Here is a 22,608-nt window from a genome sequence, read left to right as displayed (position 1 = left end):
ATCTGGCAATTTATTGCGTTAAATCGGCATCGTGTTTCAGTTACCGAGTATAGTCATCGAAAATTATTTTCCAATCATTGAGCAACTGAGGAACGATTATGCAGGCGTTAATCTTAGAACAGCACGACGGTAAAACTCTCGCCTCGGTACAGGCCATCGAGGAAAGCCAGCTGCCACAAGGTGATGTCACAGTCGATATCCAGTGGTCAAGCCTCAACTATAAAGACGCGCTCGCGATTACCGGCAAAGGCAAAATCATCCGCAACTTCCCGATGGTGCCAGGTATCGATTTTGCGGGCGTGGTGCACAGCAGCGAAGACCCGCGTTTTCACGCGGGCCAGCAGGTACTGCTGACCGGCTGGGGCGTGGGTGAAAACCATTGGGGCGGCCTTTCTCAGCAGGCTCGCGTGAAGGGTGACTGGCTGGTCGCCCAACCGCACGGCATGGACGCGCGTCAGGCGATGATCATCGGCACCGCAGGCTTTACCGCCATGCTCTGCGTGATGGCGCTGGAAGACGCCGGTGTCAAACCGCAGGACGGCGAAATTGTCGTGACCGGTGCCAGCGGCGGCGTGGGCAGTACGGCGATTGCGCTGTTGCACAAGCTGGGTTATCAGGTCGCTGCCGTTTCCGGTCGCGAAAGCACGCATGACTATCTGCGCAGCCTCGGCGCGAACCGTATTATTGGCCGTGATGAATTCGCCGAAACCCGTCCGCTGGAAAAACAGCTGTGGGCCGGGGCGGTCGATACCGTGGGCGATAAAGTGCTGGCCAAAGTGCTGGCGCAAATGAACTACGGCGGTTGCGTGGCCGCGTGTGGTCTGGCGGGTGGCTTTGCACTGCCGACCACCGTAATGCCATTCATTCTGCGTAACGTCCGTTTGCAGGGTGTCGATTCCGTGATGACCCCTGCCGCACGCCGCACACAAGCCTGGGAACGTCTGGTTCAGGATTTACCGCCTTCCTTCTATAGCCAGAGCGCAACGGAAATCACCCTTGCTCAGGCGCCGGAGTTTGCCGAAAAAATCATGAACAACCAGATTCAGGGTCGCACGCTGGTGAAGGTGGCCTAATCTTCAAATTTTCGTGACATATTCGCGTTAATCAGACACCTCCGTCATGCTTAGGAAAAAAGCATGACGGAGGAAGCCATGAAGTCGAAAAAACTAACGGAAGCTGATGTAACGGCGGAATCCGTATTTATGCTCCAGCGCCGCCAGGTGCTGAAGATGTTAGGCATAAGCGCCACCGCAATGACGCTCGCGCCTACCGCTCAGGCCGATTTGCTCAGCTGGTTTAAGGGCAACGACAGGCCACCGGCCCCGTCCGGGAAACCGCTCGAATTCTCTCGCCCTGCCGAATGGCAGAGTCAGCTGGCGCTCACGCCGGAAGATAAGGTCACAGGCTACAACAACTATTATGAGTTCGGGCTGGATAAAGCCGACCCGGCTGCCAATGCCGGAAGCCTGAAAACCGATCCGTGGACGCTGACTATTGATGGAGAAGTCGCTAAACCGCTGACGCTCGATCACGACGCGTTAACCAAACGTTTCCCACTTGAACAGCGAATCTACCGGATGCGCTGCGTGGAAGCCTGGTCGATGGTGGTGCCGTGGATTGGTTTTCCACTGCATAAGCTGCTGGCGCTGGTTGAGCCCACCAGCGATGCCAAATACGTCGCCTTCAAAACCATTTTCTCCCCCGAGCAGATGCCTGGTCAGAAGGATCGCTTTATCGGCGGCGGTCTCTCCTATCCCTATGTTGAAGGTCTGCGTCTCGATGAGGCGATGCATCCGCTGACGCTGCTGACCACCGGCGTGTATGGCAAAGCGCTACCGCCGCAAAACGGGGCGCCTATCCGCTTGACCGTGCCGTGGAAATACGGCTTCAAAGGCATCAAATCTATCGTCAGTATCAAACTGACTCGCGAACGCCCGCCCTGCACGTGGAATCTGGCAGCCCCTGACGAATACGGCTTTTTTGCCAACGTGAATCCGCATGTTGACCATCCACGCTGGTCGCAGGCCACAGAGCGCTTTATCGGCTCAGGCGGCGTACTGGACGTCAAACGCCAACCGACGCTGTTGTTTAACGGCTATGCCGATCAGGTGGCGTCGCTGTACCGCGGCTTGAATTTACGGGAGAACTTCTGAGTGCGCTTAACGGTTAAACAGATTGTCTGGCTCAAGGTGGTGCTGCATCTGGCCGCCTTTTTACCCCTAGTGTGGTTATTCTGGGCGGGTTCCCAGGGCTACTTCAGCGCTGACCCTGCCAAGGATATTCAACACTTTACCGGTAGGATGGCTCTGAAACTGCTGCTCGCTACCTTGCTGGTCTCCCCGCTGGCGCGTTACGCTAAACAGCCTTTATTGATACGAACTCGCCGCCTTTTAGGGCTATGGTGTTTTGCCTGGGCGACGTTACATCTCACCAGCTACGCGCTGTTAGAGCTCGGGATTAACAATCTGGGTTTGTTAGGGCAGGAAGTGGTCACACGTCCTTATTTAACGCTGGGCCTGGTGAGCTGGCTGATTTTGCTGGCACTGGCGGCCACCTCGTTTCAGCGTGCGCAGCGAAAACTGGGCGCGCGCTGGCAAAAATTGCATAACTTCGTCTATCTGGTGGCGATCCTTGCCCCCATCCATTATCTGTGGTCGGTGAAGATCCTCTCACCGCAACCGATCCTGTACGCAATCGCCGCTTTTGCGCTTTTAGCGTGGCGTTTTAAGAAGTTCCGCCGGTGGTGGCGTTAATTCACGATAATGTGCACTTTCCCGCAGAACTCCCGCACTACGTCAGGCTTTTTTGGGTTTGAGGTTGATAATCTTCCCTGATAAGACCAGTATTTAGCTGCCAATTGCTACGAAATCGTTATAATGTGCGACTTTGGTTTTCCTGGCAGGGGTTTTTGGCCTCTGAAAAGGTGACAAGCGCGCATCGAAGGTATATTTTGTTTTTTACCGGAGAATTGCAGGAGATAGCAGCACGATGGCCGACAAGTTACGCATTTTGCTTTTAAACGGACCGAACCTGAACATGCTCGGCACCCGTGAGCCAGAGAAGTATGGCTCCCAGACGTTAGCGGAAATTGTAAACCGTTTAACGACGGAAGCTGAGGCTCTGAATGTGTCGCTGGACCATTTGCAGTCGAACGCGGAGTTCGCGATTATCGACCGAATTCATCAGGCTAAAGACAACATTGACTATATCCTGATCAATCCGGCCGCATTCACGCACACCAGCGTTGCGATTCGTGATGCGCTATTGGCGGTCAGTATCCCGTTTATCGAGATACATCTGAGTAACGTGCACGCTCGCGAGCCGTTCCGCCATCACTCATATCTCTCTGATATCGCTGCCGGCGTCATCTGCGGATTAGGCGCTGACGGCTATTCATACGCATTACAGACGGCGGTTAAACGCCTGTCACAATCACACTAAACAAAGAGTACGGAACCCACTCATGGATATTCGTAAGATTAAAAAACTGATCGAGCTGGTTGAAGAATCAGGCATCTCCGAACTGGAAATTTCTGAAGGCGAAGAGTCTGTACGTATCAGCCGCGCTTCGGCCAATGCTGGCTTCCCAGTAATGCAACAGGCTTATGCTGCCCCTATGATGCAACCACAGATGGCTCCGGCCGCTGCTGCACCGGTAGCTGCTGCTGAAGCACCTAAAGCTGAAATCAGTGGCCACATCGTACGCTCCCCGATGGTTGGTACCTTCTACCGCACCCCGAGCCCGGACGCGAAAGCATTCATTGAAGTGGGCCAGAAGGTGAACGCGGGTGATACCCTGTGCATCGTTGAAGCCATGAAAATGATGAACCAGATCGAAGCCGACAAATCAGGCGTGGTGAAAGCCATTCTGGTCGAAAGTGGTCAACCGGTAGAATTTGACGAGCCACTGGTCGTCATCGAGTAACGAGGCGAACATGCTGGATAAAATTGTCATCGCCAACCGTGGCGAGATTGCATTGCGTATTCTTCGTGCCTGTAAAGAACTGGGTATCAAGACCGTCGCTGTGCACTCCACTGCGGATCGCGATTTAAAACACGTACTGCTGGCGGATGAGACGGTCTGTATTGGCCCGGCTCCGTCCGTTAAAAGCTATCTGAATATCCCGGCTATCATCAGCGCCGCTGAAATCACCGGCGCGGTGGCAATCCATCCGGGTTATGGCTTCCTGTCCGAAAACGCCAACTTTGCTGAGCAGGTTGAACGTTCTGGCTTTATCTTCATCGGCCCGAAAGCTGACACCATCCGCCTGATGGGCGACAAAGTGTCTGCAATCAACGCGATGAAAAAAGCAGGCGTTCCAACGGTACCTGGCTCTGATGGCCCGCTGGGCGACGACATGGACGCTAACCGTGCCCATGCGAAACGCATCGGCTATCCGGTTATCATCAAAGCCTCCGGTGGCGGCGGTGGTCGCGGTATGCGCGTAGTACGCAGCGACGCTGAACTGGCCCAGTCCATCACCATGACCAAAGCCGAAGCGAAAGCCGCTTTCAGCAATGACATGGTGTACATGGAAAAATACCTGGAAAATCCTCGTCATATCGAGATTCAGGTATTGGCAGACGGTCAGGGCAACGCTATCTATCTGGCAGAACGTGACTGCTCTATGCAGCGTCGCCACCAGAAAGTTGTCGAAGAAGCACCAGCGCCAGGCATCACGCCGGAACTGCGTCGCTACATCGGCGAGCGTTGTGCGAAAGCCTGTGTGGATATCAGCTACCGTGGCGCGGGTACTTTCGAGTTCCTGTTTGAAAACGGCGAGTTCTATTTCATCGAAATGAACACCCGTATTCAGGTAGAGCACCCGGTTACCGAGATGATCACTGGCGTTGACCTGATTAAAGAGCAGCTGCGTATCGCTGCCGGTCAGCCGCTGTCAATCAAACAGGAAGAAGTGCACGTTCGCGGCCATGCGGTGGAATGCCGTATCAACGCCGAAGACCCGAACACCTTCCTGCCGAGCCCGGGTAAAATTACCCGTTTCCACGCACCTGGCGGTTTTGGTGTGCGTTGGGAGTCTCATATCTACGCCGGTTACACCGTACCACCATACTATGACTCAATGATTGGTAAGCTCATCTGTTACGGCGAAACCCGTGACGTGGCGATTTCTCGCATGAAGAACGCCCTCCAGGAACTGATCATCGACGGTATCAAAACCAACGTTGAACTGCAGATGCGCATTATGAGCGACGAGAACTTCCAGCATGGTGGAACCAACATCCACTATCTGGAGAAAAAACTCGGACTTCAGGAAAAGTAATCCTGAACGTTTAGCAAAAGGCCGGATCTTCCGGCCTTTTTTCTTTTTCTCTCCCCTTACCAGCCCCTTAAGGTACAATCCCCGCTTTAAATTGACCCTGGGAGCCTTATGGACGCGCGTTTTGTTCAGGCCCACAAAGAAGCCCGCTGGGCGTTGTGGCTTACCCTCCTCTATCTCGCAGCCTGGTTGGCAAGTGCTTACATACCAAACTCAATTCAGGGCTTCACCGGCCTGCCGCGCTGGTTTGAAATGGCCTGTTTGCTAAGTCCGCTGGTGTTTATTTTGCTCTGTTGGGCAATGGTAAAATTCATCTATCGCGATATTCCACTGGAGGACGATGATGCAGCCTGAAGTCATTTTGCCGCTTGTCGCCTATTTGTTGGTGGTGTTTGGCCTGTCGATTTACGCGATGCGTAAACGTGCCACCGGCACGTTCCTCAACGAATATTTTCTCGGTAGCCGTTCGATGGGCGGCTTCGTACTGGCGATGACCCTTAGCGCAACATACATCAGCGCCAGTTCGTTTATCGGTGGCCCCGGAGCGGCTTATAAATACGGGTTGGGCTGGGTATTGCTGGCGATGATCCAATTACCTGCCGTGTGGTTATCGCTCGGCGTTCTGGGGAAAAAATTCGCTATCCTTGCCCGACGTTATAACGCGGTGACGCTCAACGATATGCTGTTTGCCCGCTATCAGAGCCGTCTGCTGGTGTGGCTGGCGAGCCTTAGCCTGCTGGTCGCGTTTGTCGGGGCCATGACCGTACAGTTCATCGGCGGCGCACGCCTGTTGGAAACCGCAGCCGGTATTCCTTACGAAACGGGCCTGCTGATTTTCGGGATCAGTATCGCGCTGTATACCGCTTTCGGCGGCTTCCGTGCCAGCGTACTGAACGACGCGATGCAGGGCATGGTGATGCTGATTGGCACCATCGTGCTGCTGATTGGTGTCGTTCACGCGGCGGGTGGCCTGAGTCATGCGGTACAAACGCTGGAACACATCGACCCTAAACTGGTCTCCCCACAGGGTGCTGACGATATTTTATCGCCGAGCTTTATGACCTCTTTCTGGGTGCTGGTCTGCTTTGGGGTAATTGGCCTGCCGCACACGGCAGTGCGTTGCATCTCGTACAAAGACAGCAAGGCTGTGCACCGCGGCATGATTATCGGCACGATTGTCGTGGCTGTCCTGATGTTCGGTATGCATCTGGCTGGCGCACTTGGCCGCGCCGTGATTCCGGATCTCAACGTCCCGGATTTGGTTATCCCCACGCTGATGGTTAAAGTGTTGCCGCCGGTGGCTGCGGGGATCTTCCTTGCCGCGCCGATGGCGGCCATCATGTCGACGATCAACGCGCAGTTATTGCAGAGTTCCGCTACGATCATCAAAGATCTGTATCTGAATTTCCGCCCGGAGCAGGTGCACAACGAGAAGCGGCTGAAACGTATGTCAGCGCTGATCACCCTGATATTGGGTGCGCTGCTGCTGCTGGCGGCCTGGCGACCGCCGGAGATGATCATCTGGCTGAACCTGCTGGCGTTTGGCGGGCTGGAAGCTGTTTTCCTGTGGCCGCTGGTGCTGGGCCTTTATTGGGAACGAGCGAACGCTGCCGGAGCGCTGAGCGCCATGATTGTCGGCGGCGTGTTGTATGCCCTGCTCGCCACCCTGAAAATTCAGTACCTGGGCTTTCACCCGATTGTCCCCTCGCTACTGCTGAGTCTTCTGGCTTTTGTCGTCGGCAACCGTTTTGGTCAGCCTGCCACACAAGCCCCTAATATCACTGTTAATCATTAAAAGAGTTTTGCCATGCCATGGATCCAACTGAAACTGAACACCACTGGTGCTAACGCTGAAGAACTGAGCGATGCGCTGATGGAAGTGGGTGCCGTCTCTATCACCTTCCAGGACACCCACGACACGCCGGTGTTTGAGCCTTTACCGGGTGAAACCCGCCTGTGGGGCGATACCGATGTGATTGGCCTGTTCGATGCCGAAACCGACATGAAGGAAGTGGTTGCCATTCTGGAACATCAGCCGCTGCTTGGTGCGGGTTTTGTTCACAAGATTGAGCAACTGGAAGATAAAGACTGGGAACGTGAATGGATGGATAACTTCCACCCAATGCGCTTCGGTGAGCGGCTGTGGATCTGCCCGAGCTGGCGCGATGTACCGGACGAAAACGCGGTTAACGTGATGCTCGATCCGGGCCTGGCGTTTGGTACCGGCACCCACCCAACCACGTCGATGTGCCTGCAGTGGCTCGACGGTCTCGATCTGAACGGCAAAACGGTGATCGACTTTGGCTGTGGATCCGGGATCCTTGCTATTGCCGCACTGAAACTGGGCGCGGCCAAGGCTATCGGGATCGACATCGATCCGCAGGCGATTCAGGCCAGCCGTGATAACGCGCAGCGCAATGGCGTGTCCGATAAGCTGGAACTTTATTTACCGCAGGACCAGCCAGACGCCATGAAAGCCGATGTGGTGGTCGCTAACATCCTGGCGGGCCCGTTACGCGAACTGGCCCCATTAATCAGCGTCCTGCCCGTTGAGGGCGGTCTGCTGGGCCTTTCCGGTATACTTGCGAGCCAGGCCGACAGCGTCTGTGAAGCCTATACCTCTCAATTCGCACTCGACCCGGTGGTTGAGAAAGAAGAGTGGTGCCGCATCACTGGTCGTAAGCACTAATTGATCTCTCGCGTGGCCGCCCGGTCACGCGAGCATTATCTCCCCATAGTCCGTTTCCTGTTCATGATAAAATAATAACGTAACTAATTGAGTTATTTAATAATTTTACATTTTTAATTCATTGGATGAATATTATGAGCAAGATGTTTTACAAAGCAGCGTTACTGGCGCTAAGCACCCTCCCTGCCTTCGCAATGGCCTCACACTGGAGTTACGCCGGAGAAGGTGATCCTGACCACTGGAGCCAGTTAAGCGATGAATATAAAACCTGTCAGCAGGGGATGAATCAGTCGCCCATCGACATTACCCATACGATGGAAACGCATCTGCAGCCGTTGGTGACCCACTACGGTACCGGCCCTGACATTATCCTCAATAATGGTCACACCATTCAGGCGACAGTTGACCCGAAAGCCGATGACAGCATCACTCTCGATGGTCAGCACTACACCCTGCAACAGTTCCATTTCCATGCCCCTTCCGAGAACACCGTCCGCGGAAAGCACTCCGCTATGGAGATGCATCTGGTGCATAAAAATGCCGCTGGTGAAATAGCCGTGGTGGCCGTGATGTTTGACGTTGGCCAGGCAAATTCTGAGCTCGATAAGCTGTGGAAAGTAATGCCAGAGAAGGCTGAAAGTGACGCTGTGCTGAAAGCATCGCCCGACATCAACTCGCTTCTCCCAGCTGACAGAACATACTGGCGCTTTAGTGGTTCTCTGACAACGCCACCCTGTTCAGAAGGCGTAACCTGGCTGGTATTGAAACATCCGCTGACGCTTTCTGAAACGCAGCTTGAGAAATTTACCCACACCATGCATCACGATAATAACCGTCCGACACAGCCGATGCACGGTCGCGTCGTGGTCGAATAAGTGCCAAAAAAGGGCCTTCTCATCCAGCAATGAAATGAGATCCAGCCCGCAATAATCGGGATAATCTGCTGATAAAAACAGCAGGTTCTCCCTTTTCTGCTCCCTTTTGAGCAGTAAAAAACGATAAGTTACGCAAAATTTCATCTGCGCACAAATCCACCATATGAATATAAACCGATGATTTATCTAACGATTAAAATTATCGCGCCTGACCGACTGGCGATTCCTTGATCTATGACAGAGGATTGCTCAAAGTTTGGCCTTTCATCTCAGGAAAAAAATGCGTAATATACGCCGCCTTGCAGTCACAGTATGGTCATTTCTTAACTCATGCGCATCGGACACCACCAGCTTAGAAATCGCCTGATCGCAGCGCCCATGGCTGGCATTACTGACAGACCATTCCGGACGCTGTGCTACGAGATGGGAGCAGGTTTAACCGTTTCTGAGATGATGTCCTCCAACCCGCAAGTCTGGGAGAGCGACAAGTCCCGTTTACGGATGGTGCATATTGACGAGCCCGGGATTCGCACCGTGCAAATTGCCGGTAGCTGTCCTGAAGAAATGGCGGAAGCCGCACGTATTAACGTTGAAAGTGGCGCCCAAATTATTGACATCAATATGGGTTGCCCGGCGAAAAAAGTGAATCGCAAGCTTGCAGGTTCAGCCCTGTTGCAACATCCAGGTTTGGTGAAATCTATCCTGACCGAGGTGGTAAAAGCAGTGGACGTTCCTGTCACTCTCAAGATTCGCACTGGCTGGGCGCCGGACCACCGTAACTGTGTAGAGATTGCCCAACTGGCTGAAGATTGTGGCATTCAGGCTCTGACTATTCACGGACGCACTCGCGCCTGCTTGTTTAACGGAGACGCTGAATACGACAGTATTCGGGCAGTTAAGCAGAAAGTTTCCATTCCGATTATCGCGAATGGTGACATTACTGACCCGCTTAAAGCCAGAGCTGTGCTCGACTATACGGGGGCTGATGCCCTGATGATAGGACGTGCAGCTCAGGGAAGACCCTGGATCTTTCGGGAAATCCAGCATTATCTGGACACTGGGGAGCTGCTACCTCCACTGCCTCTGGCAGAGGTGAAGCGCTTACTTTGTGCACATGTTCGGGAATTGCATGATTTTTACGGTCATACAAAAGGGTACCGAATAGCGCGCAAACACGTATCCTGGTATTTACAGGAACACGCTCCAGATGACCAGTTTCGGCGCACATTCAACGCCATTGAGGATGCCAGCGTACAGCTGGAGGCGTTGGAGGCATACTTCGAAAATTTTGCGTAAACAGAAATAAAGAGCTGACAGAACTATGTTCGAACAACGCGTAAATTCTGACGTACTGACCGTTTCTACCGTTAACTCTCAGGATCAGGTGACTCAGAAACCTCTCCGTGACTCGGTTAAACAGGCACTGAAGAACTATTTTGCTCAACTGAATGGTCAGGATGTTAATGATCTGTATGAGCTGGTACTGGCTGAAGTAGAACAGCCCCTGTTGGACATGGTTATGCAATACACGCGTGGTAATCAAACCCGCGCTGCTCTGATGATGGGCATCAACCGTGGTACTCTGCGTAAGAAACTGAAAAAATACGGCATGAACTAAGTTCGTTCTTGGCGGTAAAAAGGCGCTCTTCGGCATGGGGAAGCGCCTTTTTTATTGCCTTAAATCCTGCGATTTTCTCCCCCCTTTCCTGACGTCACTTTTCGTGTATATTGCCTGCCATTCACCCAATCAATTCTCAGGTGCAGGTATGCTTCGCAAGTACGGATGGCTGATTGTCTTTGCCTTGTTTATGTTTGTGTTTGAAGGTTTGCTGATGCAGTGGATCGAGATTTTATCCACCGAAAGCGATAAGTGCCGCAACATGAATTCTGTCAATCCACTCAAGCTGGTGAACTGCTCCGACCTGGAGTGAATAATGGGGAAAACGTCGGCGAACGTGTCGGCATTCCCTTCATAAAATCAGGGATTTAAATCCCTTTGAGTCCTTTATGGACGATGGTAATGTCACAGCCCTCACCACCCCGTGCACGAGCTGATGACACCATACTGGCTAGCCATTACGACCCTATTCTGGTCGCCATTTCCTTTATCATTGCTATTCTCGCGGCCTGGACTGCACTGAACATGGCGGGGCGTGTCTCCACAAGCCACGGAAGAGCCGCCTGGATATGGCTTTGCGGGGGCGGGATCGCCATGGGCTTCGGCGTGTGGGCAATGCATTTTATCGGCATGCTGGCGATGGACAGCGCAATGGGTATGCAGTACAGCCCAGGGCTGACCGCCCTATCGATGGCCATCGCCATGGCCTCTTCCCTTTTTGCCTTATGGTTGGTGAGCATCGACAAGCTCGGCCTGAGTCGCTTGCTGCCCGGTGCCGTAGTGATGGGAACGGGCGTGGTGCTGATGCACTACACCGGGATGGCCGCCATGGACGTCTCCAGGCCCATCATCTGGGATTATCGCTGGGTTTCGCTTTCCGTCGTCATCGCCCTGCTCGCCTCTTTTGCCGCCCTCTGGCTCACTTTCCGTCTGCGTCACGAAGCGGCGCAGGTTGCCCTGATGCGATTTGGTGCCGCAGTGCTGATGGGGATCGCCATCGCCGGGATGCATTACACCGGCATGATAGCGGCGCAGTTTCCCGAACAAATGCCGATGGGTCACCAGGGCCTGAACGGCAACTGGCTGGCGGTCCTGGTCAGCGTGGTGACGCTGTTTATTCTCGGAACCACACTGCTCATTTCGATGCTTGATGCACGCCTGCAGGCCCGAACCGCACTGCTGGCATCCTCATTGGCGGAAGCGAATAAAGAGCTGGCCGAGCTGGCACTTCAGGACACCTTAACCCGCCTGCCAAACCGCGTGTTATTTGAGGATCGCCTGAGCCAGGCTATCAGCAAAGCCGACCTTGAAGCGCGTCCGTTTGCGTTGCTGTTTATGGATTTAGATGGCTTTAAGGCCGTTAATGACGCTTTTGGTCATGACGTGGGAGACAAACTGCTGGTCGCGGTCACCGGCCGCTTACTGCTGCCCTTGAGTGGGCAATTCACCCTGGCCCGTATCGGCGGTGATGAGTTTGTTTTGCTGGCAGACATTTCAGCCCCTGACGATGCCGCCCGCCTCGCCAGTGCACTGGTGCAGGCCATCGATGCACCATTCCTCATCGACAAGTACGAACTGGTGGTAACGTTAAGCGTGGGTATTGCGCTCTACCCGCATGACGGACAAAACGATCGGGAGCTGATGTTTAACGCCGATGCTGCGATGTATCACACCAAACATACCGGGCGTAACGGCTACCACTTCTTCCAGCCTTCGATGAATACCTTCGCCCAGCAACAGCTACAGCTGATGAATGATTTGTGGATGGCGGTCGAACGGCAGGAATTACGTCTGCACTATCAGCCCAAATGCCACGCGTCGACTGGCGAAATCTTGGGCTTTGAAGCGCTACTGCGCTGGGAACATCCGCTCAAAGGGCTGCTGGCGCCCGATATTTTCCTGCCGCTGGCGGAGAAAACCGGGATCATCATCCCGATGGGGAATTGGGTCATTAACGAGGCCTGCCGCCAGCTCAATGCGTGGCGCGAACAGGGACAGCTTAGCTGGTCAATGGCGGTCAATCTTTCCGCTCTGCAGTTTGAACAGCCGATGCTTATCGAGACGGTGATGGCGAGCTTGGCCCGGCATAATATTCCGCCGGAAATGCTGATCCTGGAAGTGACCGAAACCACTGCGATGCATAATCCGGAACAGAGTGTCGCGGTACTGACGCGCCTGACTGAACTCGGGGTGAAAGCCTCCATTGATGATTTCGGCACGGGTTATTCGAGCCTGCTCTATCTCAAGCGTTTACCCGCCTGCGAACTGAAAATCGACCGGGCTTTTGTCAAAGAGCTGAGCGGCGAAGGCGAAGATGCCACTATCGTTTCCGCGATTGTCGCCCTGGCGCGCACGTTGAATTTACGCGTCGTGGCGGAAGGCGTTGAAACCCAGGCGCAGCGAGAGTTTCTGACACAACTCGGCTGCAACACTTTGCAAGGTTATCTATTAGGCAAACCGGTGAGCGCCGAAGCCATCACCACCAGGTATCAGCAAGCCAGCTGATTACAGCGCCTGATGGCGATATACCGCAACGTTATCCATCGGCATCGGCAGCGTCGCAGGGTGATGAGGTAACGTAGCCATGATATTATCCACCAGCTCTGGCGCTTGCTGATACAAATTGAAATGTTCGGGAAAGAGCAGCCAATTTTTTATTACGCCAGAAAAGAAGCAATGAAACATTGTCAGGGCTAATTCAATATTCGTATCGGCAGGAAGACTGCCATTACGAACACATTGTGTTAATACCCGACGTGGCATTTCATAGCCAAAACAGATGCGCTGACGAATTTCCGACTCAAGCATCATCTCTTTTGTGAACTCACATTTATGATACAAAATTTGCATCAGTGCACGAAGTTTTACAGATTGAGCGATATGTTGCATACCCACAACAAACATTTCACGTAGATACATCAGCGGATTATCGCTTTCATTAATATTTACACGATCGCGTATTATATCGCGCAATGGAATTTGCTCTCGCCACATTTCATTAAACAGTTCGACTTTATTATTGAAATGCCAGTAGACGGCTCCGCGCGTCACGCCCGCTGCATCAGCGATGTCGGTCAGAGTGGTGCTGGAAACCCCTCGTAGTGAGAACTGCTCGATAGCAGCATCCAGCAGCTGCTGTCGGGTAATCAGCGCATCTTCTTTTGTTTTTCTGGCCATAGCGAACCCAAATACCATCCTGAAAAACCATTAATGTATTGGCAATCCATTTTTCCACATAGCACTTTATGCATTAATACTGGATTGACACTCACTTCTTATCCGCATTCAATAATAATCATCAATACTTCGGCTTGATGTATTGATAATAACTATAATCCCCACCCTTTCTCTCCCTGCCATAAATATCACACATCACTTTTCCTTTATGTATGCGTGCTTTCCCTTACCATTTCTCAATTCCGATGGCTAACATTTCAACGTTTTTATTTGTACTATGGCGTGCGCATTTTTTTATTTTTTCACCGGTTTCCGGAGAATTTGCTATATCTGTAATTTAAGGACTTGCAATGAAGATTCACGCCAGGATTTCGATTTTATCCAGTTTACTCGCATCAACTCTGCTGATGAGCAGTTGCGATAACGCCGGGGATCGGCCGCAGCAACCACAGGCACCACACGTTACGGTTCATGTCATCACGAGCGCCCCTCTGTCAGTGACAACCGAACTGCCGGGCAGGACCACGGCATTTCGCATTGCCGAAGTTCGTCCACAGGTCAGCGGTATCATCCTGCGCCGTAATTTCATTGAGGGCAGCGATATTCAGGCGGGCGAGTCTCTCTATCAGATAGATCCAGCCACCTATCAGGCCGCGTGGAACAGCGCCAAAGGCGATGAAGCCAAAGCCGTAGCCGCCGCAACGATTGCGCATTTGACCGTAAAACGTTATCTGCCTCTGCTCGGCACACAATATGTCAGCCGCCAGGATTACGATCAGGCAGTGGCTAACGCCCAGCAGGCCGACGCCAGCGTAATGGCGGCGAAAGCCGCGGTAGAAACCGCACGCATCAACGTGGCCTACACCAAAGTCACCTCACCTATTAGCGGACGTATCGGCAAGTCCAGCGTAACAGAAGGCGCATTAGTCACTAACGGTCAGTCCCAGGCGCTGGCAACAGTACAGCAGCTGGATCCGATTTATGTCGATGTGACCCAGTCCAGCAGTGACTTTATGCGCCTCAAACAGCAAAGCCTTGAGCATGGGAGCGACACCAAGAGCGTCGAGCTGGTGATGGAAAACGGACAGCCGTATTCCCAGAAAGGCACCCTGCAATTCTCTGATGTCACCGTGGACGAAAGTACCGGCTCCATCACCCTGCGCGCCATTTTCCCTAACCCTCAACACTCGCTGCTGCCCGGTATGTTTGTACGTGCACGCATTGATGAGGGCGTACAGCCAAACGCCATTCTGGTGCCACAACAAGGTGTCACCCGCACGCCGCGAGGCGATGCCACGGTGTTAGTAGTGAATGCGAAAAATCAGGTTGAAGTCCGCAGCGTCACTGCCTCTCAGGCCATCGGCAGTCAGTGGCTTATCAGCAATGGGCTCAATACGGGTGACAAAGTGATTGTCAGCGGATTGCAGAAAGTACGTCCTGGCGTTTCGGTGACTTCAGAGCCAGACACTGCCACTTCGTCCGCCAAATAATCAGGGGCCACTATGTCCAAATTCTTTATTCAGCGCCCGATTTTCGCCTGGGTGCTGGCAATTATTATGATGATGGCGGGGGGACTTGCGATCATGCAATTGCCTATCGCACAGTACCCAACCATCGCGCCACCGGCAGTGGCCATTACGGCGATCTATCCGGGGGCTGACGCCCAAACCGTGCAGGATACCGTCACCCAGGTTGTCGAACAGAACATGAACGGTATCGATAATCTGATGTACATGTCCTCCACCAGCGACTCCTCTGGCGGCGTGACTATCACCCTGACTTTCCAGTCAGGCACCGATCCGGATATCGCCCAGGTCCAGGTGCAGAACAAACTGCAGCTGGCCACCCCGCTGCTACCACAGGAAGTTCAGCAGCAGGGTATCAGCGTCAAAAAATCGAGCAGCAGCTATTTACTGGTGGCAGGCTTTGTTTCCGATAACAAGGCGCTAAATCAGGATGATATCTCTGACTATGTTGCCTCGAACCTGAAAGATGCGATTAGTCGCCTGAATGGCGTCGGCGATACCCAACTGTTCGGCGCTCAGTATGCAATGCGTATCTGGCTGGATCCAAATCTGCTGAACAAGTTTAAACTGACGCCAGTTGATGTCGTAAACCAACTGAAAATTCAGAACAACCAGATAGCGGCGGGCCAACTCGGCGGCACGCCTGCCATCGGTAATCAGCAGCTTAACGCGTCTATCATTGCCCAAACACGCCTGAAAAATCCGCAGGAGTTCGGCAACGTCACCCTGCGTGTCAATCAGGACGGCTCGGTTGTGCACCTTCGCGATGTGGCACAAATTGAGCTCGGCGGTGAAAACTACAACACGCTTGCCCGCATTAATGGGCAACCCGCATCCGGGCTGGGGATAAAACTTGCTACGGGTGCGAATGCCCTTAACACCGCAGAAGCAATCAAAGCCAAACTCGCAGAGCTGCAGCCTTTCTTCCCGCAGGGTATGCGCGTCGTCTACCCATATGACACCACGCCATTTGTGAAAATCTCAATTCACGAAGTGGTAAAAACCTTGTTCGAAGCGATCGTCCTCGTCTTCCTTGTGATGTACCTGTTCCTGCAAAATTTTCGCGCGACACTCATCCCAACCATCGCAGTCCCTGTCGTTCTGCTGGGCACGTTCGCCATTTTGGCGGCCTTTGGTTACTCGATTAACACGCTGACCATGTTTGGCATGGTGCTGGCGATCGGACTCCTGGTGGATGATGCCATCGTGGTGGTAGAAAACGTCGAGCGCGTGATGGCCGAAGAACGGCTATCGCCAAAGGAAGCGACGGAAAAATCGATGGAGCAAATCCAGGGCGCGCTGGTCGGGATTGCGATGGTACTCTCTGCGGTGTTCATTCCGATGGCGTTCTTCGGCGGCTCAACCGGGGCAATCTACCGGCAATTCTCCATAACCATCGTTTCTTCGATGGCGTTGTCCGTACTCGTGGCATTAATTCTGACGCCCGCTCTGTGCGCTACGCTGCTAAAACCGGTTTCAGCCGATCATCTCGCACCTAAAAGCGGTTTCTTCGGCTGGTTTAACTCCCGTTTTGACCAGAGCGTTGATCACTACACCAATAGCGTCAGCCGCATTCTGAGAGGCACTGGGCGTTACTTAATCATCTATGTGGCGATCGTCGCCGGTATGGCGGTCCTGTTCCTGCGCCTGCCGACCTCCTTTCTGCCAGAAGAAGATCAGGGCGTGTTCATGACCATGGTTCAGCTGCCATCGGGGGCAACGCAGGAACGCACCCAAAAGGTGCTGGATACCATGACCCACTACTATCTCAATGATGAAAAAGCTAACGTCGCCAGCGTCTTCACCGTGAACGGTTTTAGCTTTAGTGGGCAAGGACAAAACTCAGGGATGGCATTTATCAGCCTGAAACCATGGGATGAACGTAGCGGCGAAGAGAATCACGTTGAAGCCATCATCAAACGCGCGACCGCCAAATTCAGCCAGATAAAAGATGCCATGGTATTCCCGTTTAACCTGCCGGCAATTATCGAGCTAGGCACAGCAACGGGCTTCGACTTTGAGCTGGTCGATCAGGCGGGTCTTGGACACAGCGGCCTGACCCAGGCCCGTAATCAGCTGCTCGGGATGGTAAAAGAACATCCGGATTTACTGGTCCGGGTGCGTCCAAATGGCCTTGAAGATACACCGCAGTACAAGCTCAATGTCGATCAGGAAAAAGCGCAGGCTTTGGGCGTGTCGATTTCCGATATCAACCAAACCATTTCGACCGCGCTGGGCGGCAGCTATGTAAACGACTTTATCGACAGGGGTCGCGTGAAGAAGGTCTACGTACAGGCGGAAGCAAAATTCCGTATGTTGCCCAATGACATCAATACGCTTTACGTCCGCAGTGCCAATGGCGAAATGGTTCCCTTCTCCGCGTTTTCTACGGCGAGTTGGATTTATGGGTCACCGCGCCTGGAACGATTTAACGGTCTGCCATCGATGGAGATCCTCGGTGAAGCCGCGCCGGGAAGAAGTACCGGTGAAGCGATGCTGCTGATGGAACAGATGGCCAGCAAACTGCCTGCAGGTATTGGTTACGACTGGACGGGCATGTCTTATCAGGAACGACTGTCTGGTAACCAGGCTCCGGCGCTGTATGCCATTTCATTGATCGTCGTGTTCCTGTGCCTCGCCGCGCTGTATGAAAGCTGGTCAATCCCGTTCTCGGTCATGTTGGTGGTGCCATTAGGGGTTGTCGGGGCGCTACTTGCCGCGTCGCTGCGCGGTATGCATAACGACGTCTATTTCCAGGTTGGCCTACTGACGACGATTGGTCTGTCGGCGAAAAACGCCATCCTGATTGTCGAATTTGCTAAAGACCTGATGGAAAAAGAAGGAAAAGGGGTGATTGAAGCCACCTTACAAGCTTCCCGAATGCGTCTGCGCCCGATCCTGATGACATCGCTCGCATTTATCCTCGGCGTTATGCCTCTGGTCATTAGCAACGGCGCAGGTAGCGGCGCGCAAAATGCCGTAGGAACTGGCGTAATGGGTGGCATGCTGGCAGCGACACTGCTTGCCATCTTCTTTGTACCGGTATTCTTTGTGGTCGTCCGTCGTCGTTTCGGTGGAGTGAAAAACTAAGTAAAAACAAATTAGGCGCTTAAGGCGCCTTTTTTGTTTCAGCCAGATAAATACCCACATTCAGATCGGTAAATTCAGAATTTTACTCTGCATATTTTCTACATAATCAGCGGGATATTCGCGAAAACCTCCACGATGTTTACAGAGCAAATAAATTGAGATTATTTGCTCCTCTGGTGGTTCTTGTCTCAGTGGTAAAATTAACGCAATTCCGCAAGGCCGATTTTTTACGTCACCGCGGTTAATCGAGGTAATATCATGAAAAGATTGATTTCAGTTGCATTATTGGCCGCCTTACTCGCTGGCTGCGCACACGATTCACCTTGCGTACCGGTTTATGACGATCAGGGGCGGCTGGTGCACACCAATACCTGCATGAAAGGTACAACGCAGGATAACTGGGAAACTGCGGGTGCTGTCGCCGGTGGCGCAGCCGCCCTGGCTGGCCTGACGCTCGGTATCGTTGCTCTCACCAAATAATTAAATGAAAGCGCGGGCCCTCCGCGCTTTTGCTTCATGGCGGTGCAAAACGGCGATCGAAAGAAAAAAATTGCCTTGTCACTGCTTCTCATAAAAACAATTTCGTGTTTTTAACTACGCATCCATAATTAAAAATGATTATTACACTGAAAAGGCGTGAGCAATTTCACATATTATTGCCATTCATTTTCACGCCAATATTACCCCCCGAAATCATTTCTCTTTCCCATCTCAATCCTGAAACTTTTTCGCTCTGATTTGTGGCATAGGTTGTAATTTTGCACCATCCCGGGGCGCTTGTTTTTTTCTTTCCTGTCTACACTCACTTTATTGCTTCCACGAGCCCCAATATCAGGCGGTTGCAATTCTGGCATTCCCTTTGCTTTAGAAGGTATGGCCATGGCCACAGACAGGTTTCGGCGTTCCCCCGGACGTCTAATAAATAACGATAAATCTTCGCCACACAGGATGCTTTATGAAAAAGATGATGATCGCCAGCCTCACAGCGGCGGGCGTACTGTTTGCAATCTCCAATCAGGCACATGCCGGTACCACTTTTGACGCCGTTAAAAAGAAAGGCTTCGTTCAGTGCGGGATCAGTGATGGATTGCCGGGCTTCTCTTATGCCGATGCCGATGGCAAATTTACCGGTATTGATGTGGATGTGTGCCGTGGCGTGGCCGCAGCGGTATTTGGTGATGCCAACAAAGTGAAATATACCCCGCTGACTGCGAAGGAACGTTTCACCGCGCTGCAATCAGGCGAAGTAGATTTGCTCTCCCGTAACACCACCTGGACCTCTTCCCGCGATGCGGGCATGGGCCTCTCCTTCACCGGTGTAACGTATTACGACGGTATCGGCTTCCTGACTCACAATAAAGCCGGGCTGAAAAGTGCGAAAGAGCTGGATGGCGCGACCGTCTGTATCCAGGCCGGCACCGATACCGAGCTGAACGTGGCGGATTACTTCAAAGCCAACAATATGAAGTACACCCCAGTGACCTTTGACCGCTCTGACGAATCAGCAAAAGCGCTGGAATCCGGGCGCTGCGATACCCTGGCCTCTGACCAGTCACAACTGTATGCGCTGCGTATCAAGCTGAGCAAGCCGGGTGAATGGATTGTTCTGCCTGAAGTGATTTCCAAAGAGCCGCTGGGCCCAGTGGTTCGTCGTGGTGACGACGAGTGGTTCTCCATCGTGCGCTGGACGCTGTTCGCCATGCTGAACGCAGAAGAAATGGGGATTAACTCTAAAAACGTTGATGAGAAATTTGCTACCCCATCAACGCCAGATATGTCACACCTGCTCGGGAAAGAGGGTGATTTCGGCAAGGACCTGAAACTGGATAACAAATGGGCCTATAACATTGTTAAACAAGTCGGGAACTACGCTGAAATTTTTGACCGCAACGTTGGGGAAGGCAGTGCTCTGAAGATCAAACGTGGCCAGAACAACCTCTGGAACAACGGTGGGATCCAATACGCGCCGCCGGTTCGTTAAGTTTTACGCTGTGACGGGCATCGCTTCGGCGGTGCCCAACCTGATGTTCTGGTCATTGAGGTTTTACTATGTCCCAACGCCGCCTGACCGTAAAAGGATCGCTCTCCTTTTCCAACCCCACGGTTCGCGCCTGGCTGTTTCAAATCCTTGCGGTAGTGGCGGTCGTCGCTATTGCTATCTATTTGATACACAACACCATCACCAATCTGGACAAGCGAGGCATTACCTCTGGTTTTGCTTTTCTCGACAGAAGCGCGGGCTTTGGCATCGTCCAGCACTTAGTGGATTATCAGCAGGGTGATACCTATGGCCGGGTTTTCCTGGTCGGTTTGCTGAACACGCTGCTGGTTTCTGCGCTGTGCATTGTCTTTGCTTCCTTCCTCGGTTTCTTTTTGGGCCTGGCGAGACTCTCCGAAAACTGGCTGCTGCGGAAGCTGTCGACGGTGTATATAGAGACATTCCGTAACATTCCTCCGCTGCTGCAAATCTTCTTCTGGTACTTTGCCGTACTTCGCAATTTACCCGGACCGCGTCAGGCGGTGAATGCCTTCGAGCTGGTGTTCCTCAGTAATCGTGGACTCTATATACCTTCCCCACAATGGGGTGAAGGATTGCTGGCTTTTATTGCCGCACTCGCGATTGCCGCGCTGCTAACCGTCGGGCTTTTTCGCTATAACAAAACGCACCAGATAAAAACAGGCCAACTGCGACGTACCTGGCCGACCGCGCTGGCGCTGGTTATAGTTCTACCGTTGCTCGCTCACTGGATCTTTGGCGCTGCACTCCATTGGGATATACCAGCCCTTCAAGGGTTTAACTTCCGCGGTGGCATGGTACTGATCCCCGAACTGGCAGCTTTAACGCTTGCGCTCTCGGTGTATACCTCTGCGTTTATTGCCGAGATCATCCGTTCCGGTATCCAGGCTGTACCTTTTGGACAGCATGAGGCTGCCCGTTCGCTTGGACTGCCAAACCCTGTGACGCTGCGCCAGGTCATTATTCCCCAAGCGCTCCGCGTGGTGATCCCACCGCTCACCAGCCAGTACCTGAATATTGTCAAAAACTCATCGCTGGCCGCGGCCATTGGTTATCCCGATATGGTCTCGCTGTTTGCCGGTACGGTGCTGAATCAAACCGGACAGGCAATTGAAACGATCGCGATCACCATGTCGGTGTACCTCATTATCAGTCTGAGCATTTCGCTGCTGATGAATATCTACAACCGCCGTATGGCACTGATTGAGCGCTAAGGGGTCATGATGACAAAAGCACTTCTGTCTCACGCTGCGCGACCCGACGGTGCAAAGCGAAATCAGCCACTGACCTGGATGCGAAAGAATCTGTTCTCCAGCTGGTCTAACAGCCTATTGACGCTATTCGCGTTGTGGCTGATGTGGGAACTCATTCCGCCGCTGCTGAACTGGGCTTTTTTACAGGCTAACTGGGTGGGAACGACGCGCGCTGACTGTACAAAGGCGGGTGCCTGCTGGGTGTTCATCCATCAACGCTTCGGCCAGTTAATGTATGGACTTTATCCCCATGACCAGCGCTGGCGCATTAATACTGCACTGATTATCGGCCTGCTGTCGATCGTGCCGATGTTCTGGAGTGCGATGCCACGCCGCGGTCGCTACATTGCCTGCTGGGCGGTCATTTATCCCATCGTGGTGTGGTTTCTGCTGTATGGCGGTTTCTTTGGCCTGGAGAGAGTAGAGACGCGGCAATGGGGTGGCCTGACGCTCACACTGATTATCGCGTCGGTCGGGATTGCCGGGGCGTTACCGCTCGGTATTCTTCTGGCGCTTGGACGGCGTTCGACCATGCCGGTGGTTCGCATACTTTCGGTTATTTTCATCGAATTCTGGCGCGGCGTGCCACTGATCACCGTGTTGTTTATGTCCTCGGTGATGCTACCGCTTTTTATGTCCGAAGGAACCAGCATCGATAAACTCATCCGTGCATTAGTCGGCGTGGTGTTGTTTCAGTCGGCCTACGTGGCGGAAGTGGTGCGCGGAGGCTTGCAGGCTCTACCTAAAGGGCAATATGAAGCCGCAAGCTCGCTAGCTCTGGGCTACTGGAAAACACAGGTGCTGGTCATTCTTCCCCAGGCACTGAAGTTGGTGATTCCGGGCCTGGTCAATACCATTATCGCGCTGTTTAAAGACACTAGTCTGGTGATCATCATTGGCCTGTTCGATCTGTTCAGCAGCGTCCAGCAAGCGACCGTCGATCCTGCATGGCTTGGGATGTCGACGGAAGGCTACGTTTTTGCTGCACTGATCTACTGGATCTTCTGTTTTAGCATGTCGCGCTACAGTCAGCATTTGGAAAAGCGCTTTAACACCGGGCGTACACCGCACTGAGGAAACT

21 protein-coding genes are annotated in these 22,608 nt (G+C 53.0%); 20 read left to right on the top strand and 1 reads right to left on the bottom strand.

Features of this window, described 5'->3' with window-relative positions:
- The first annotated feature begins 98 nt into the window (after window positions 1-98).
- From acuI to A8O29_RS02815, 14 genes are all read left to right on the top strand, one after another.
- Window positions 99-1,073: an acrylyl-CoA reductase (NADPH) gene (acuI, locus tag A8O29_RS02880; protein WP_125352526.1), complete on the top strand. Its 975-nt coding sequence runs from the start codon at window positions 99-101 to the stop codon at window positions 1,071-1,073.
- A gap of 78 nt (window positions 1,074-1,151) precedes the next feature.
- Window positions 1,152-2,153 (top strand): protein-methionine-sulfoxide reductase catalytic subunit MsrP, encoded by a 1,002-nt coding sequence (msrP, locus tag A8O29_RS02875; RefSeq protein ID WP_125352528.1) that lies wholly within the window; start codon window positions 1,152-1,154, stop codon window positions 2,151-2,153.
- Window positions 2,154-2,753 carry a protein-methionine-sulfoxide reductase heme-binding subunit MsrQ gene (gene msrQ / locus A8O29_RS02870; protein ID WP_110510626.1) on the top strand — a complete coding sequence of 200 codons (600 nt, stop codon included), beginning with the start codon at window positions 2,154-2,156 and terminating at the stop codon, window positions 2,751-2,753. It begins immediately after the preceding gene.
- Between the two features lie 235 nt (window positions 2,754-2,988).
- Window positions 2,989-3,441 carry a type II 3-dehydroquinate dehydratase gene (gene aroQ, locus A8O29_RS02865; RefSeq protein ID WP_125352530.1) on the top strand — a complete coding sequence of 151 codons (453 nt, stop codon included), beginning with the start codon at window positions 2,989-2,991 and terminating at the stop codon, window positions 3,439-3,441.
- Window positions 3,442-3,463: 22 nt separating this feature from the next.
- Entirely contained in the window at window positions 3,464-3,925 is a 462-nt protein-coding gene (gene accB, locus A8O29_RS02860) for an acetyl-CoA carboxylase biotin carboxyl carrier protein (RefSeq protein WP_125352532.1), read from the top strand.
- Window positions 3,926-3,935: 10 nt separating this feature from the next.
- The gene (accC, locus tag A8O29_RS02855) at window positions 3,936-5,285 is read left to right on the top strand and encodes an acetyl-CoA carboxylase biotin carboxylase subunit (protein ID WP_159465046.1); all 1,350 of its coding nucleotides are present in this window, start codon (window positions 3,936-3,938) and stop codon (window positions 5,283-5,285) included.
- A gap of 108 nt (window positions 5,286-5,393) precedes the next feature.
- Window positions 5,394-5,636 carry a YhdT family protein gene (locus tag A8O29_RS02850; protein ID WP_125352536.1) on the top strand — a complete coding sequence of 81 codons (243 nt, stop codon included), beginning with the start codon at window positions 5,394-5,396 and terminating at the stop codon, window positions 5,634-5,636.
- Window positions 5,626-7,077: a sodium/pantothenate symporter gene (panF, locus tag A8O29_RS02845; protein ID WP_125352562.1), complete on the top strand. Its 1,452-nt coding sequence runs from the start codon at window positions 5,626-5,628 to the stop codon at window positions 7,075-7,077. Before A8O29_RS02850 ends, panF begins: the two co-directional genes overlap by 11 nt.
- A 12-nt stretch (window positions 7,078-7,089) precedes the next feature.
- The gene (gene prmA / locus A8O29_RS02840; RefSeq protein WP_125352538.1) at window positions 7,090-7,971 is read left to right on the top strand and encodes a 50S ribosomal protein L11 methyltransferase; all 882 of its coding nucleotides are present in this window, start codon (window positions 7,090-7,092) and stop codon (window positions 7,969-7,971) included.
- Window positions 7,972-8,105: 134 nt separating this feature from the next.
- Window positions 8,106-8,846, top strand: coding sequence for a carbonic anhydrase (locus A8O29_RS02835; RefSeq protein ID WP_125352540.1), 741 nt, complete (start codon window positions 8,106-8,108; stop codon window positions 8,844-8,846).
- A 330-nt stretch (window positions 8,847-9,176) separates the two neighbouring features.
- Window positions 9,177-10,142 (top strand): tRNA dihydrouridine synthase DusB, encoded by a 966-nt coding sequence (dusB, locus tag A8O29_RS02830; protein ID WP_110510633.1) that lies wholly within the window; start codon window positions 9,177-9,179, stop codon window positions 10,140-10,142.
- 25 nt (window positions 10,143-10,167) lie between these two features.
- On the top strand, window positions 10,168-10,464 hold the full coding sequence (fis, locus tag A8O29_RS02825) for a DNA-binding transcriptional regulator Fis (RefSeq protein WP_000462905.1): 297 nt from the start codon (window positions 10,168-10,170) through the stop codon (window positions 10,462-10,464).
- Window positions 10,465-10,612: 148 nt separating this feature from the next.
- Window positions 10,613-10,777 (top strand): DUF2556 family protein, encoded by a 165-nt coding sequence (locus A8O29_RS02820; RefSeq protein ID WP_110510634.1) that lies wholly within the window; start codon window positions 10,613-10,615, stop codon window positions 10,775-10,777.
- 131 nt (window positions 10,778-10,908) lie between these two features.
- Entirely contained in the window at window positions 10,909-12,969 is a 2,061-nt protein-coding gene (locus A8O29_RS02815) for a putative bifunctional diguanylate cyclase/phosphodiesterase (protein ID WP_125352564.1), read from the top strand.
- Here the strand turns inward: A8O29_RS02815 and envR are convergent, their stop codons facing one another.
- Window positions 12,970-13,641 carry an acrEF/envCD operon transcriptional regulator gene (gene envR / locus A8O29_RS02810; RefSeq protein WP_125352542.1) on the bottom strand — a complete coding sequence of 224 codons (672 nt, stop codon included), beginning with the start codon at window positions 13,639-13,641 and terminating at the stop codon, window positions 12,970-12,972.
- A gap of 350 nt (window positions 13,642-13,991) precedes the next feature.
- Between envR and A8O29_RS02805 the strand changes: the two genes are divergently transcribed.
- From A8O29_RS02805 to A8O29_RS02780, 6 genes are all read left to right on the top strand, one after another.
- Window positions 13,992-15,131 carry an efflux RND transporter periplasmic adaptor subunit gene (locus A8O29_RS02805; protein ID WP_125352544.1) on the top strand — a complete coding sequence of 380 codons (1,140 nt, stop codon included), beginning with the start codon at window positions 13,992-13,994 and terminating at the stop codon, window positions 15,129-15,131.
- 12 nt (window positions 15,132-15,143) lie between these two features.
- Complete coding sequence (locus A8O29_RS02800; protein WP_125352546.1) at window positions 15,144-18,257, top strand: efflux RND transporter permease subunit; 3,114 nt, start codon at window positions 15,144-15,146, stop codon at window positions 18,255-18,257.
- A 258-nt stretch (window positions 18,258-18,515) separates the two neighbouring features.
- Window positions 18,516-18,737 (top strand): lipoprotein, encoded by a 222-nt coding sequence (locus A8O29_RS02795; RefSeq protein WP_125352548.1) that lies wholly within the window; start codon window positions 18,516-18,518, stop codon window positions 18,735-18,737.
- Between the two features lie 475 nt (window positions 18,738-19,212).
- Complete coding sequence (locus A8O29_RS02790) at window positions 19,213-20,238, top strand: amino acid ABC transporter substrate-binding protein (RefSeq protein WP_110510639.1); 1,026 nt, start codon at window positions 19,213-19,215, stop codon at window positions 20,236-20,238.
- A gap of 68 nt (window positions 20,239-20,306) precedes the next feature.
- Entirely contained in the window at window positions 20,307-21,488 is a 1,182-nt protein-coding gene (locus A8O29_RS02785) for an amino acid ABC transporter permease (RefSeq protein WP_125352550.1), read from the top strand.
- Window positions 21,489-21,497: 9 nt separating this feature from the next.
- Window positions 21,498-22,601 (top strand): amino acid ABC transporter permease, encoded by a 1,104-nt coding sequence (locus A8O29_RS02780; RefSeq protein WP_125352552.1) that lies wholly within the window; start codon window positions 21,498-21,500, stop codon window positions 22,599-22,601.
- The last annotated feature ends 7 nt before the right edge of the window (window positions 22,602-22,608 follow it).

Origin of the sequence: Scandinavium goeteborgense, assembly GCF_003935895.2 — a bacterium.
GTDB classification, from domain to species: domain Bacteria; phylum Pseudomonadota; class Gammaproteobacteria; order Enterobacterales; family Enterobacteriaceae; genus Scandinavium; species Scandinavium goeteborgense.
Note: the sequence above shows the minus strand (reverse complement) of the source record. Positions and strands in the feature narration are given on the sequence as shown.